The following is a 14,265-nucleotide window of genomic DNA, read 5'->3' on the forward strand; positions in this document are numbered from 1 at the left end:
CGCGAGATTCCCAGCTATCGAATTCACAGCATAGAAAATCGCTGCTTGGGTACTTGCTTCGTGTTGATTAGAAGGCTTTATCCTGATACGGAAAATCAAATGCGTTCTGTTTTGCTTGCCTGTTGCATCATGTTTGGTACGTGCAACTCTATGTCGATAGCGCAGGAATCGCTCGTGACGAGCGGCGAATCCAGGTTGGCTGCGAACCAGAGGTTCCATCTCCAAGCAAGTGAGAAGATGGGGCTACTGATTCCGCTGTACATCTATCCGGCCAACATACATACCAACGCCGATTACAACCGCGTGATGGAATTGAAACGCAAGTACAGTGAAGTGCCATTTTGGGTGGTGCTCAATCCTGCATCAGGACCCGGCAACGCAATCAATGCAAACTACACCAAAGCGATTGACCGGCTGATCGGAGCCGGTTGCGTTGTTCTCGGTTATGTACCGACCGGCTACGGCAAGACTCCCATCGACAATGTTCGAAAGGATATGGCGGCATGGCGAGAAATGTATCCTCGCATTCATGGAATCTTCTTTGACGAGATGATTTATGACGACACTGCATCGGCGGTGGATCATCAAACGTCGCTTAACGCGATCGCTCGCGAATTGGGGTATTGGCCGACGGTTGCCAATCCCGGCGCGGACACTCCCGGACGCTACTTTGCCGCCGATGCAGCGGATGTGATTGTGATTCATGAGGCTGATCATTGGCCGACGCAAGCCAAGCTTCACGGCGACTACTTCGGTGGATACTCGGACTATCCACCGGCCTCGCGCGCGACCCTTATGTATGGACAGGCAACTTGTGACACGTTGGCGATCAAGATGTCGCAGCGGTACACCCGTTGGATCTACGTGACTCAGGACACCTACAAACCCGGCGATCAGGCTCACCCCAATCCCTGGGATCAATTGTCCATTCACTTGGAAATCATTTGTAAGGCTTTGACCAAGTAATGCCTGATTTGAACACAGTAGGGAAAATTGAGGTTTGGGCAGATGTTGGCGGTACTTTCACCGACGTGATCGTCGTGGACTCAAGTGGACGGCGACTTTCCACTAAGACGCTTAGCAGCGGACTGATCTACGCCAGGGTCGTCAAGGTCGAGCATGATCAAGTAGAAGTGGATCAAATTCCAGGCTTCGATGTCCCTAATTTTTGGGTGGCGGCCTCTTGGAGTTGTGGTGAGCGTGCACATGGCAAGATCGTCTCGCAATCCGGCACAACGCTAACGCTTTCGAGCAATTTCGATCAGCTCGATCTTAAACTCGATGACCAGATCGTGCTTGATGGAGGCCTCGAGGCGCCAGTGCTTGCCACTCGCAGTTTGATGCGAATCCCGATCGCGGATCCGTTGCCACCGCTAGAGGTCCGGCTTGGTACGACACGTGGCACCAATGCCTTGCTCACTCGCGAAGGTGCAAAGATGGCATTGGTGACTACTCGCGGTTTCGCTGATGTGTTGAAGATAGGTGAACAAGATCGCGACGACCTATTCGCGCTCGACATCGTCAAGCGAATGCCTCTGACTCAAACGGTGTTGGACGTCGATCAGCGGATGGACGCTTTGGGTGGCGAACTTGTTCAGCTTGATGAAATTGCGGTTCGAGCGGACTTGCTTCGGCTTCTCGATGAGGGAATTGAATCACTAGCCATTTGTTTTCTGCACGCTCACACGAACGACGAGCACGAACGTCGTGTGGAAGCGATTGCTCGGGAGATTGGGTTTGCGAGCGTTAGTCGTTCCAGCGAGGTATCGCCACTGATCAAACTGGTTTCGCGCGCAGAAACCACGACGCTCGACGCGTACTTAAATCCCATATTGGCGAACTACGTTGGCCGAGTTCTTGCGCAGTTTGGCGGAGACCAATGCCAGTTGCGATTGATGACCAGTGGAGGCAACCTGGTTCGCCCCGACAACTTTCGTGGCCGAGATAGCGTATTGTCTGGACCTGCGGGAGGCGTGGTGGCACTGGCGAACGTTGCCACTGCATGTGGATCCGATGCGGCGATTGGCTTGGACATGGGTGGTACCAGCACGGACGTTAGTCGCTTTGAAGGCCAAGTGGGGCGACGGTCCGAGTCTCGCGTGGCAGGGCTACGCATCATGACACCGATGATGGATATCCAAACGGTAGCTGCCGGAGGCGGATCGATTTGTCAGTTTCGCGATGGGCGTTTGATGGTCGGCCCGGGCAGCGCGGGTGCCTCCCCCGGACCTGCATGTTATGGGCGAGGTGGACCGTTGACCGTAACGGACGTCAATTTCTTGCTGGGACGCTTACCTCAATCAAAGTTCCCATTTCGTTTAGACGGTGAAGCAGCAAGGTCGCAAATCGAATCGATTGTCGATGCCATGAAAGGTCACTCGACGGACATGTCGATTGAAGAACTCGCTGAAGGTTTCCTGCAGATCGCGGTCACGCACATGGCCGAAGCGGTTCGAACCGTTAGTACCGCTGAAGGCAGCGACGTTCGAAAGATGACTCTCGTTGGGTTCGGCGGGGCGGCGGGCGGTCACGTGTGCCGTGTGGCTGAGCAGTTGGAGATGAAACGCATCTTAGATCATCCTGATGCAGGTATGCTTTCGGCTCTCGGCATGGGGATCGCAAGCGTCGGCAAGACATCCCTTCGAGGTGTCTATCAAGACGTAGACAAAGTAAGTGCAAATTGCATTGCTGCGATTCTGAGTGAGTTGAAAGCTCTTGCGATTGATGAACTCAACGACGGACATCGCATGACCCATCACTTCGAGATGGATTTGCGCTATCGAGGGACTGAGTCGACTATTACGTTGAGTATGCCATCGCAGAACTGGGACTTGAAAACTATTGGAGCAGCGTTCCACAACCGTCACCGCGACCTGTTTGGTTACGAACGTCGAGAACACCCCGTCGAGCTGGTTGCCATTCGATGCGATTCTAACCTGCTATCCCCTGAACTTGCTCACGCGATGCCCTCGCAGCCGAGCACGCGGAGTACACCAAGCACACACAGGCCACCGAGCACACAAGACGCACCGCGCGCGCCGAATGCACCGAGCGCACCGAATGCACTGAGAACGCGGGACAGCGTGTCGCTTTGGCAGCAGGGCCAATGGGTTCAAGCACCACTCATCGAACGGGTGCAACTGGGCACTGACGATATCATCGAAGGTCCCGCCTTGGTGGTGGCTCCGCAATCGACGTTGTTAGTCGAAACCGGTTGGGTTGGGCGAGTGATCCAAGGAGGCGTGATCGAGTTGCGACCCACCTTGGAAGACTCAGGTGACACGCGTTTGACTGCCGAAACAGCTCAGCACGATCCGGTTTTGTTGGAAGTGATCGGTCGACGTCTGCAGGGTATCGCCGATACGATGGGCGAAGTGCTCCGGCGGACGGCAATGAGCGTCAACGTCAAGGAACGTCGCGACTATTCGTGTGCCGTATTTCGCCGTGACGGATCTCTAGTCGCCAATGCCGCTCACGTGCCCGTTCATTTGGGAGCGATGGGACATACGGTTCGCCATCTGATGAACGTTTTTGGAGAGATGTCCGATGGTGATGCTTACTTGTCTAACGATCCTTTCGCAGGTGGTTCGCATCTTCCCGATGTGACATTGGTGACGCCGGTCTTTGTGACACCGGGAACCCGAAATTCAACGCCCGACTTCTATGTTGCCTCTCGCGCTCATCACGCAGAGATTGGCGGCAAAACACCTGGTTCCATGCCGCCCGACGCTACGTGTTTGGCCCAGGAAGGCGTGGTGATCCGTGATTTTCCGCTTGTGCGAGATGGCGTGGATGGACGAGAGCGACTGCGAAGTTTGCTTTGCGATGCTGATTATCCGTCTCGCAATCCCGATGAAAATCTCGCCGATATCGCGGCTCAGCAAGCCGCAGGGATAGACGGTGTGAGAGCCATCCGAGAGCTGTGTCGGCGTTACGATGACGACTTGATCGACTGCGTGATGGGCCGCTTGCTCGATGTTGCGGCCGAGCAAATTCAGCAGTACATCCACCAACTTTCTGACGACGTGCTTCGTTTCGTCGATTCGCTTGATGACGAAACTATGATCGGAGTAACGATTCAAAAAGTCGGACAACGATTGTCGATTGCCTTTGATCCGGCTCCGGTGCACCCGAATGGGTTCAATGCAACGCCCGCCATCGTGACGGCCGCGACACTATATGCCTTACGTTGTGTTTGCCCGAGTGAATTGCCACTTTGCGACGGTGTGCTTCGCCCAATCGATTTGCAAATCCCAGAAGGCATGTTGAATCCTCCCGCACATGAGGACCCCCGCGATTGTGCCGCTGTTGTAGCCGGGAATGTGGAAACGAGTCAAAGATTGGTCGACGTTCTGCTGGGCGCATTGGGGGCTGCTGCTGCGTCGCAGGGGACCATGAACAACACACTGATGGGCGATCGTTCCTTTGGCTATTACGAAACGATCGGTGGTGGTGCGGGGGCAACGTCAAAGGCAGCGGGTGCCGACGGCGTCCACACGCACATGACCAATACGCGGATCACGGACCCGGAGGTGGTAGAGTCGCGATTGCCAATTCGACTACATCGTTTTGCGATCCGAACAGGCAGCGGGGGTGCGGGAAAGCACCGCGGCGGTGATGGTCTAATACGTGAGTACGAGTTTTTGAGGCCGTTGACGATTTCATTGCTGACAAACCGCCGGACGACCATGCCCTATGGCGTAGCCGGTGGATCACCGGGGACGCCGGGAAAGAACACGCTGGTGCGTCGCGGAGTATCTCAAACGCTTTCATCGAATGTTTCCATCGATGTCGAAGCCCATGATCGTTTGATCATTGAAACACCCGGCGGCGGCGGGTGGGGCGTCGAGTTCGAATCGGGCTAAGAAGCTGGAAGTACGATCACGCGAACGAGGATTTCCATGCTTTCGCCAAAACAGGAATTTGCAACAGCTCGTCCAGCGCTGCGTCTTTCGGAGTTTGGTTGAACATGAATCCATTGGCTCGCGAGATCGACCAAGTAGGGTAAGGACGATCGAGTAAGGTGAGCTGGTCACCCGTCTGCAAGCGACCGGACCGGCTTATCCGAACATACCAACCCGTTCGGCCGGTTCGAGCCACTTCTTTGGGGAGCGTCTTGCACGCCCATCGCCGTGCGATCTTCCAACACGGTTGCCGAGGTTGACTGACTTCGATTTCGCATTCGCCGACTTGATAGCGGTCTCCGATGCAAACGTTGGTCTCAGACTGAGCCTTGATAGTGAGGTTCTCGCCGAATGATCCAGGACCAAGCTGAAGCTCAGGGTGCTCACGTTGCCACGCTAAGTAGTGTTCCGCTGAATAGCAAAGGACTGCTTTGTCGGCACCGCCGTGGTTCTTGGTGTCGGCAACTTCATCACCTTCAATTCCCATCAAGTGGCAGGTTACCGAATGAGCGACGGGGCGTTTGTCGAATGCACTCGACCATAATCGACGAGTCACATCGTTCGTTTCTGGGTCACCCTCGGTGACAACTTTCCCGATTTGGAGGCTCGCGATCTTGGCAGTCACCGGTGGAGTCTTGTGGCACGAGTAGAGGTGGCGTAGCGAAACGACGAAAGACGTGCTTTTTGCCGCAAAAATCAAGCTGAGATGTGGTTCTAGCAGGTCACCTGCCCCGTGGTGAAGGAACCCTATTTATCGTAGAATGCGAGGCTCGATTAGCGAGCCGAAGAAGACCCCTTTTTCGATGGTTTTTTGCATATTTCCGCGATCCCCTTCGTGGAATTTCCTTGAGGAAATCTGACCTTGGCAGACGAGAACGGTAACAACGACGACGAACCGGAAATCGACCCCGAAGACGAGGGCTCCGGCGGCGGTGGAAATGGTGACGGTAACACAGGTGCCGGCGCGTTCCGAATGATCGATCTGCCTATCGAAGACGAGCTTCGCGACAGTTATCTAACGTACGCGATGAGCGTCATCGTTAGCCGTGCCTTGCCGGACGTGCGCGACGGCTTGAAGCCATCGCAGCGGCGGATCTTGGTCGCGATGAACGACTTGAATCTCGGCCCAGGCAGCAAACGGGTCAAATGTGCGAAGATCTCGGGTGACACTTCGGGTAACTATCACCCGCACGGTGAAAGTGTGATTTACCCGACCTTGGTTCGGATGGCCCAGGAATGGAACCTTCGGCGATTGTTGATTGACAAGCAGGGGAACTTTGGCTCGATCGCTGGTCTGCCACCTGCTGCGATGCGATATACCGAAGCTCGTTTGAGTCCTGTTGCGGCGGCACTGCTTGAGGACATCAAGCTCGATACCGTTGACTACATTCCGACCTATGACGAAGCTCGTACCGAGCCAACGGTTTTGCCGAGTAAGTTCCCCAACTTGCTGGTCAACGGTAGCGGTGGTATCGCGGTGGGGATGGCAACCAGCATTCCGCCACACAACCCGACTGAGGTTTGTGACGCGTTGATTGCGATGGTCGACAATCCAGCGATCTCGGACGAAGAGCTTTTCGAGATCGTTCCAGGACCTGACTTCCCGACTGGCGGAATCATTTGCGGTCGAGGCGGCATTCGTCGCGGCTACAAGACCGGGCGAAGCACGATCATCTTGCGAGCGAAAACCTCTGTCGAAGAGAAAAAGGGAACCAGAACGCGGATTCTGATCCACGAGATCCCGTACCAGCAGACCCGCGATGGCGTGGTCAAGAAAATCGCAGAACTGGTCAACGACGAACGGATCAAAGGCATCTCGGCAATTCGCGATGAGAGCGATTTGAAGGAGCCTGTTCGAATCGTCATCGAGCTTAAGCGTGATGGCGATCCCGATGTGATTTTGAACCAGCTCTTCCAGTTTTCGCCACTTCAAACGACGTTCTCGGTCATTTTCTTGGCGTTGGTGGACGGCAAGCCGCGTGAGTTGACGTTGAAGGAGATCCTGACGGAATTCATTCGTCACCGGGTCACGGTCATTCGCCGGCGTACTCAATTCTTGCTCGCCCGCGCACGTCGTCGTAAGCATACGGTTGAAGGGTTGTTGTTGGCTCTTGCCAATATCGACGAGATCATCAAAACCATTCGCGAATCTCGGACTCAACCCGAGGCGAAAGAACGTTTGATGGGGATCCCCTGCCCTGCTGCACTGATGAATCGGGCACTCGGCGATGACGGTTTCAAGTTGTTCCAAGAAGAACGCGGCGTGGCTGATTCGTACACGCTAACCAGTGTTCAGACCGACGAAATTCTTCGCATGCGGCTTGGCCAATTGGTCAACCTCGAGCAAGAGAAGTTGACCGACGAACACAAAGCATTGCTCGCCGAGATTACCGACTACCTAGACATCCTGGGCAGCCAGGAACGCATCTACGGAATCATCAAGGACGACCTTGAAGAAATGAAGCGGCGTTTCGGTGACGTACGTCGCACCGAAATTTCGATGGAAGAACTGGGTAACATCGACCTGGAAGATTTGATCACCGAAGAGACGATGGTGGTTTCGATCTCGCACCAGGGTTACATCAAGCGAACTCCATCAAGTGTTTACAACACCCAACGCCGTGGCGGTAAAGGGCTTAAGGGTGCAAAGACGGATGAGGAAGATCCGATCGAGCACTTGTTTGTCGCTAGCACTCACGCTTACTTGCTGTTCTTGACCACAGCCGGCAAGGTGCGTTGGCAAAAGGTTTACGATTTACCCCAGCTCGCCCGGGATGCCAAAGGTCGGGCGATCGTGAACCTGTTGAATCTTGAGAAAGACGAAAAGATCGCGGAATGTCTCGCGATTCGTGATTTCGACCAGGAAGGCTATTACGTCGTGATGGCCACACGCAGTGGTTTGGTCAAGAAAACTCCGCTGGAACAGTACTCGCGACCCAAACGTGGCGGCATCATTGCGATCAAACTTCGCGAAGACGATGAACTTGTCGATGCGAAAGTGGTCGGCCCCGGCGATGAGGTCATCCTTGTTACGGCCGGTGGAATGGCCATTCGGTTCCGCGAATCCGATGCCCGGCCGATGGGGCGAAATACGTCAGGTGTCAAAGGCATCAGTCTTGTTGGAGACGACTATGTCGTCGGCATGGTCGTTGCGGATCCCGAAGCGACGCTGCTAACTGTTTGCGAAAAGGGTTACGGCAAGCGAACGTACTTTGGACCCAACGCCGTGGCAGCGGGATCTGACAACGATGATGAAAGTGAAGCGGCATCTGACTCGGATGAGGAAGCAAGTACATCATCGGGAGCTCGCTACCGAACGCAAAAGCGTGGCGGTAAAGGACTGCGGGATATCCGCACCAGCGCTCGCAATGGCAAAGTTATCGGTATCGCTCGAGTTGGCGACAACGACGAAGTGTTCATGATGACCAGCAAAGGCAAGATTCAACGTATCAGTGGCAACGACATCAGTGTGATCGGACGAAACACCCAAGGTGTCCGAATCATGAGCGTCGATGCCGATGATTCACTCATCGCGGTTGTTCGAGTTCCCGCGGAAGAAGAATCCGAGACCGGAGAAACGGAAGAACAAGTGACTGACGATTCCGCAGTCGCAACCGTAGACGCCACGCAGGTCACGGAAACTTCGAAAGAGGTTGGCGATGATGAAGTGTCCGCGGACGAACCATCGGGATCCGACGATGAGTAAGCGATAAAGTTCTTTTCAGCGAGCGAGTACAAAAAAACCCGGCCATCACTGGCCGGGTTTTCTTTTTGGCGTAACGCTGTCGCGACGAATTCATCGCGACAGCATCATTTGGTGAAGCATCGTTACGCGATCTTGGCAACCAGATCGAGAACCTTGTTGCTGTAACCCCATTCGTTGTCGTACCAGGATACGACCTTCACAAAGGTTCCATCGAGTTGGATGCCGGCGTCGGCGTCGAAGACCGAAGTGCGAGTTTCGCCACGGAAGTCAGTCGAAACGACCTTGTCTTCGGTGTAACCCATCACGCCCTTCATTGGGCCTTCGGAAGCAGCCTTCATCGCTGCACAGATCTCTTCGTAGGTGGCGTCCTTTTCAAGTTCAACGGTCAAGTCGACCACTGAAACGTCCGAAGTAGGAACGCGGAATGCCATGCCGGTGAGCTTGCCGTTAAGCTCTGGAATGACCTTGCCGACTGCTTTGGCAGCACCGGTGCTCGAAGGAATGATGTTTTCCAAGATACCGCGCCCACCACGCCAATCCTTACGCGAAGGACCGTCTACGGTCTTTTGCGTTGCGGTGGCAGCGTGAACGGTGGTCATCAAGCCACGCTTGATGCCGAAGCTATCGTTGAGGACCTTGGCCAAAGGAGCCAAGCAGTTGGTGGTGCACGATGCGTTGGAAACAAACGTTTCGCCAGCATAGGAGTCGTCGTTGACGCCCATGACGAACATAGGTGTGTCGTCCTTCGAAGGTGCCGACATGACAACCTTCTTTGCACCGGCGTCGATATGACCTTGAGCGCTTTCGGCTGTTAAGAAGATACCTGTCGATTCGACAACGATATCAGCTCCCGCGTCGCCCCATGCCAGCTTGCTTGGATCCGTTTCTGCGGTGATGCGAATCTTCTTGCCGTTGACGACAAGCATGCCGCCGTCGACTGAAACTTCACCATCGAAAGGACCGTGGACCGAATCGTACTTGAGCATGTATGCCAAGTATTCGACTTCGAGCAAGTCATTGATAGCCACTACATCGATGTCGTTACGGTTGACCGATGCGCGGAAGACCATTCGACCGATGCGGCCAAAGCCGTTGATGCCGACCTTAATCATGTGTTCTCTTTCCTCGTGGGAGACTAGTGTTCGCGATACACTTTCGGCATCGCGGGCAATTGGGTGTTCGTATGAAATACCGTCCTGGCTCGTCAGCCGGGATTATAGGAATTTACGACTAAAATGAACCAGCCCCCCAATTCACGAGATAGCAGTTTGGTTGGCATTAACGAGGCGGGAATGCCCACAGCATCAGCGGCCGAGCAACGCCCGCCGGACTGGCAGCGACCCGAAGGTGTCGCCCCGGGAACATGGGATTATGTGCATCAACGGTCGATCGCTCACCATTACGATGCGTTTGTGGCGGGTGTGGCGATGGAGTCGGTCGAAAGCCAGATCCTGCGAGAGTGCTTTCCCGGCGTCGAAATGGGCGACACAAAGACGATTTTGGACCTTGGTTGCGGTACTGGAAGAACCGCTATCCCGTTGGCAAAGTCAGGTTATGAAGTCGTCGCAATCGATTTGAGCCAGTCCATGCTCGACGAATTGGCTGGAAAAGCTCGGAAAGAGAGTTTGGAACGAATCTACACCGTCCGCGCGAACTTGGTCCAAATGGAGTTTTTTCGTGACAATGTTGCCGAGGGTGCTGTGTGTTTGTTCTCTACCTTGGGCATGATCCAGGGGCGATCAAATCGGCAAGCAATGCTCAAGCATGTTGCACGCATGATCCGACCCGGAGGCACACTTCTAATTCATGTTCATCATCGTTGGGCGGCGCTTCGAGAGCCTCAGGGATTGCGAAAAACGGCCATGTCTTGGTTGCGATCGAAGCGTGACCCCGATCACGAACTAGGTGATTCGACGTACGCGTATCGCGGACTTGAGCGAATGTTCATGCACCGTTTTGGTCGCCGCGAGTTGGAAGAAGATCTCCGTCAAACCGGTTGGCAGGTCATCCGATTGGAACGATTGTCCATCGATGGCAAAACCCTCACGGGATATTGGCCAATTGCAGGGGGATTCTTTGTCTTGGCAAGGAACGCCAAAGATGGGTGATTCGCGGAAGCAACGTTTACCCGTGAAGCGGACTCGATTTAAAGACGAGAAATCGAAACCCTATAGCTGCCTTGATTGTCCGCCAAGGCCCCTGGCCCATCGTTCACACGCAACAGCAACCAACAAGGTTGTTCAATGATAAGCGTGGACTCATTGCCCACTTTGATGGTTTCTAACGGTGGCAGATAGTCATTCTTGTCCGAGCGATTGGGCACAATTCTCGCAATCAACTGCCCCAGCGGTCTGCCGCTCGAGTACATAATCGTCACGCCTTGCGGATGAGATATCCACGGTTTGGGGTCATCATCGAGAGTAACTTCGCCAGACGCGGTAAGTTGGATCTTCATTCCAGTATTCAGCCGAACCTTGATGGATTGCCAACCTTGGTCTGCCACGACGGTCGTTTCGAATGGTTTGCCATCCCAGACGCGGTCCTGTTTGGAAAGTTGAATCTGTTCTCGCGTCCAGTCGAACCCGTAGTCGAAATCCTGAGCAAGATTACGCCAGCGAGCCTGAACGACTGGCCAATCATTTCCTAATCGCGTGTAACACCAGCGATTGAAGTCAGCCATAGAGTCCTGGCCGTGGTGAGCCGCTTCGAGAAAGACATGGCGGTACTCCGGGTAAGCATGCAACATCGATGCAAGTGCCCAACTCCATCCGTATGCCTCGACATCACCCTTCAAATTTGCCTCGTACTTCATCACCGTTTCGAGGGCTGGGATTCGCGAGGCCTGTCGCAACTGTTTCATGCGTTTAAAGCGACCCCAGTAAGCAAAGTCATCACGATCATCAGGGATCACGCCAACGCTTATCTCGGAGCCGATGCCACGGTGAGTGCTCAGGAGATCTGCGGTTCCCTCCATGAACCAAGTTGGTCCAGCACCGCCAAACTGATCGAAAGCAAGCGAATGGACGCCTTCGTGAAGCAGTAAATGTCGGGTGTAGTATTGGCTCGGTTGCAACTTGACCCAAACATCGTTGCCAATCGAATAGCCAAACGGAAAATCAGGGACTCGATAGTCAAGCAGTGCTTCCTTACGGAAACGCTCTGTGTCTTTCATCACATAAGCGTCAACCACCCAATCGTTAAGCGAGCCGGTAGGAAGATTCCAGAATTTCTCCCACAATGGTACAGCCGCATCAAAGGACGTTACCAATTCAACTATGAAGGGGCGATCATCCACGTCGGTGGTCAGACGCAGATGTTTGCCCGTTTGGTGATGCAGTCCAGACCGATGCGATTCTGGATCTTCGGCATCCGCGACTACGCCCATCGTGACCAAGACCAGCCACGTTAACCCAAACCAATTGTAGACATACCGTGATTCCATCTATTCATTCTAACTCGCAAGTCGCCTTCGCATTAACCCTGATTGCTGGTGTGATGGTTTTCTGCTCTTCATCAGGTTGCGTGGGCCGCAGCGAAAGTGATGTCGTGGTTTATTCGGCACTCGACCAAGAATTTGCTCAACCGATTCTGGATTCCTACGAGCGATCTGTTGAGGGCAAGACGAAGGTCATCGGAAAGTTCGATGTTGAATCAACCAAGACGGTAGGGCTGGTTAACCTAATCGTCGCCGAAAAGGAGAAACCGACGTGTGATCTGTTCTGGAACAACGAGATCATGCATACGGTACGTTTGCAAAAGATGGGACTGCTTGAGCCCCGTTCATGGAAGGTTCAATCGGGGTACCCGGCCAACATGATGGCCAGCGACGGGACATGGTGCGGTTTTGCGGCTAGGGCTCGAGTCTTGATTGTGAACAAACAATTGATTCCCAATCCAGACGATTACCCCCAAAGCGTCGCCGATTTGGCGGATCCAAAGTGGAAAGGGAAATGTGCGATGGCCCGACCGCTATTCGGAACCACGGCGACTCACTTTGCAGTGTTGCGTGAGCTCGTTGGACGTGACGCGACGATTGAACAACTAAAAGCGATCCGTGACAACGCGACAATTCTCTCGGGCAACAAGCAGGTCGCGATGTCGGTGTCCGCTGGCTCGGTTGCATGGGGACTGACCGATACAGATGACGCGATCATTGAGAAAGATCAAGGGCGCCCCGTCGAAATCATCTTCCCCGATCAAGCTACCGACCAACCCGGTACGCTACGAATTCCCAACACCATCGCTGTGATCAAGAACGCTGAACACCCCAACGCCGCAGCCGCACTGGCTGACTTCTTAATTCGTCCTGAAACCGAAGACCGGCTGGCAATGGGTGAAAGCAGTCAGATGCCTCTATCTCGCGGCAGCAAGTTCCCGCCACGAGTGCTGCCAAGCGAGCCTGTCCGATGGATGAATGCCGACTTCGAAAGCGCTGCCGACGATTGGAAAGCCTGGGCAGAACAACTGCAGACGATCTTCCAGTAGTTGACCTAAGTCGAACTAAACCGCTGTTTGTTCGCGTGGGGCCGATGCTCGATTGATGGGGGGAATCGGTTTTGCAGCTTCAGCAAGTGGCGTTCCGGGCATTTCACCAAGTTGTGTGGTGCCCAGTTTGGGAAAGATCGGTGCCAGCAGATATTGCCGGATCATGAACCAAATCAGATTGTTCTCATTTAGCTTCGGATCAATCTCATCGGCGATCTTCGCGTGTTCAGCCGCCAGTTCACTCCAGTGCAAGCCGGGGTTTTCATGGTGAGCAGTATGGTAGCCGTTGTTGAAAAACAAAAAGTTGAACCAGGGGCCAACGAAGTTTCGCGAGTGATCGTGTTCGGACCAAGCGTCGGTGTGAACGTGTTGGATGAAATTGAAGAACATGATCACGGTGCTCGACAATATCGCTGGCAAGATCACTGAGAAAAACCAAAGGTACAAGCCGAGACCGGTTTGTTCCGAGTGATACATCCAGGCGGCGAGGATTCCGGCACCGATGTATAGACCGAGCCACAAGACATACTGAATGCGAATGCGGCCATAAAGTCCGGGCTTGTTCGCCTTAACTTTCTCCACATATTCCTTAATCGGACCACTTTGAAAGTAGCCCGAAACAAATGGATAGGTCAACGCAACAAGAAGGTTGTGTTTGTTGGTGTAACGCCAAGTCGCCGTGGCGTCGCCCGGTTTGTTGACATAGTGGTGGTGATTGAGATTGTGAGTGGGCACCCACATCAGTTGCGGATATCCATAGAAGAAAGTCAGCACTTGCCCGAAAACTTGGTTCGCTCGTTTGGAGTGGAACGTTTGTTTGTGGCTGTGGTTGTGCGTGATCGTCCCAATCGCGATAGCCAAATAACAACTAAGGGGCGAGAGATAGAGAACCCAACTTGGGTCGCTGTACTGAATCACGACAAGAGTGATTGCGATCGCAACCCACAGTAGGCTGCGAAGATCAGCAGCGTGGCGAAGACGCATGGAGGCGGTACCTTTCCTTGGCAAAGCCATCCACCGCAGCAAATGGAAGCAACCAAACCGGCGCTGTCTTGCGGATTCCGACGCTTTGTAATGGGGTGCGAATCGGGAATCATAGACGATACTCCCAACGCGGCAAACGGATAAACTGCGTAAACTTGGTGCGATTACCCCATCGATTAAAAACTG

General features: G+C 54.0%; 9 protein-coding genes. 5 read left to right on the top strand and 4 right to left on the bottom strand.

The annotated features are described in order from the left end of the window. Positions 1-150: 150 nt before the first annotated feature. Positions 151-966: a spherulation-specific family 4 protein gene (locus tag Pla22_RS05880; RefSeq protein WP_165440534.1), complete on the top strand. Its 816-nt coding sequence runs from the start codon at positions 151-153 to the stop codon at positions 964-966. Continuing rightward, the gene (locus Pla22_RS05885; RefSeq protein ID WP_146513791.1) at positions 966-4,865 is read left to right on the top strand and encodes a hydantoinase B/oxoprolinase family protein; all 3,900 of its coding nucleotides are present in this window, start codon (positions 966-968) and stop codon (positions 4,863-4,865) included. Before Pla22_RS05880 ends, Pla22_RS05885 begins: the two co-directional genes overlap by 1 nt. A 16-nt stretch (positions 4,866-4,881) precedes the next feature. Here Pla22_RS05885 and Pla22_RS05890 read toward each other — a convergent pair whose 3' ends face one another. After that, entirely contained in the window at positions 4,882-5,529 is a 648-nt protein-coding gene (locus Pla22_RS05890; protein WP_146513792.1) for an MOSC domain-containing protein, read from the bottom strand. Positions 5,530-5,877: 348 nt separating this feature from the next. On the opposite strand from Pla22_RS05890, the gene gyrA reads away from it, so the two are divergent. Continuing rightward, positions 5,878-8,610 (top strand): DNA gyrase subunit A, encoded by a 2,733-nt coding sequence (gyrA, locus tag Pla22_RS05895; protein ID WP_146515256.1) that lies wholly within the window; start codon positions 5,878-5,880, stop codon positions 8,608-8,610. 122 nt (positions 8,611-8,732) lie between these two features. On the opposite strand, the gene gap is transcribed toward gyrA, so the two are convergent. Continuing rightward, positions 8,733-9,722 (bottom strand): type I glyceraldehyde-3-phosphate dehydrogenase, encoded by a 990-nt coding sequence (gene gap, locus Pla22_RS05900; protein ID WP_146513793.1) that lies wholly within the window; start codon positions 9,720-9,722, stop codon positions 8,733-8,735. A gap of 123 nt (positions 9,723-9,845) precedes the next feature. Here gap and Pla22_RS05905 point away from each other — a divergent pair, with 123 nt between their 5' ends. Next, complete coding sequence (locus Pla22_RS05905; RefSeq protein ID WP_242631823.1) at positions 9,846-10,718, top strand: class I SAM-dependent methyltransferase; 873 nt, start codon at positions 9,846-9,848, stop codon at positions 10,716-10,718. Positions 10,719-10,756: 38 nt separating this feature from the next. On the opposite strand, the gene Pla22_RS05910 is transcribed toward Pla22_RS05905, so the two are convergent. Next, positions 10,757-12,052 carry a hypothetical protein gene (locus Pla22_RS05910; protein WP_146513794.1) on the bottom strand — a complete coding sequence of 432 codons (1,296 nt, stop codon included), beginning with the start codon at positions 12,050-12,052 and terminating at the stop codon, positions 10,757-10,759. Between the two features lie 53 nt (positions 12,053-12,105). On the opposite strand from Pla22_RS05910, the gene Pla22_RS05915 reads away from it, so the two are divergent. After that, entirely contained in the window at positions 12,106-13,095 is a 990-nt protein-coding gene (locus Pla22_RS05915; protein ID WP_146515258.1) for an extracellular solute-binding protein, read from the top strand. A gap of 15 nt (positions 13,096-13,110) precedes the next feature. Here Pla22_RS05915 and Pla22_RS05920 read toward each other — a convergent pair whose 3' ends face one another. Beyond that, positions 13,111-14,079 (bottom strand): fatty acid desaturase family protein, encoded by a 969-nt coding sequence (locus Pla22_RS05920; protein ID WP_146513795.1) that lies wholly within the window; start codon positions 14,077-14,079, stop codon positions 13,111-13,113. Positions 14,080-14,265 lie beyond the last annotated feature (186 nt).

It is taken from the genome of Rubripirellula amarantea (genome assembly GCF_007859865.1).
Lineage (GTDB): Bacteria > Planctomycetota > Planctomycetia > Pirellulales > Pirellulaceae > Rubripirellula > Rubripirellula amarantea.

Bases quoted from the DNA above. Each gene is read 5' to 3' on its own strand.
- Pla22_RS05880 (WP_165440534.1), top strand. From the start codon at position 151: ATGTCGATAGCGCAGGAATCGCTCGTGACGAGCGGCGAATCCAGGTTG.
- Pla22_RS05885 (WP_146513791.1), top strand. From the start codon at position 966: ATGCCTGATTTGAACACAGTAGGGAAAATTGAGGTTTGGGCAGATGTT.
- gyrA (WP_146515256.1), top strand. From the start codon at position 5,878: ATGATCGATCTGCCTATCGAAGACGAGCTTCGCGACAGTTATCTAACG.
- gap (WP_146513793.1), bottom strand. From the start codon at position 9,722: ATGATTAAGGTCGGCATCAACGGCTTTGGCCGCATCGGTCGAATGGTC.
- Pla22_RS05905 (WP_242631823.1), top strand. From the start codon at position 9,846: ATGAACCAGCCCCCCAATTCACGAGATAGCAGTTTGGTTGGCATTAAC.
- Pla22_RS05910 (WP_146513794.1), bottom strand. From the start codon at position 12,052: ATGGAATCACGGTATGTCTACAATTGGTTTGGGTTAACGTGGCTGGTC.
- Pla22_RS05915 (WP_146515258.1), top strand. From the start codon at position 12,106: ATGGTTTTCTGCTCTTCATCAGGTTGCGTGGGCCGCAGCGAAAGTGAT.
- Pla22_RS05920 (WP_146513795.1), bottom strand. From the start codon at position 14,079: ATGCGTCTTCGCCACGCTGCTGATCTTCGCAGCCTACTGTGGGTTGCG.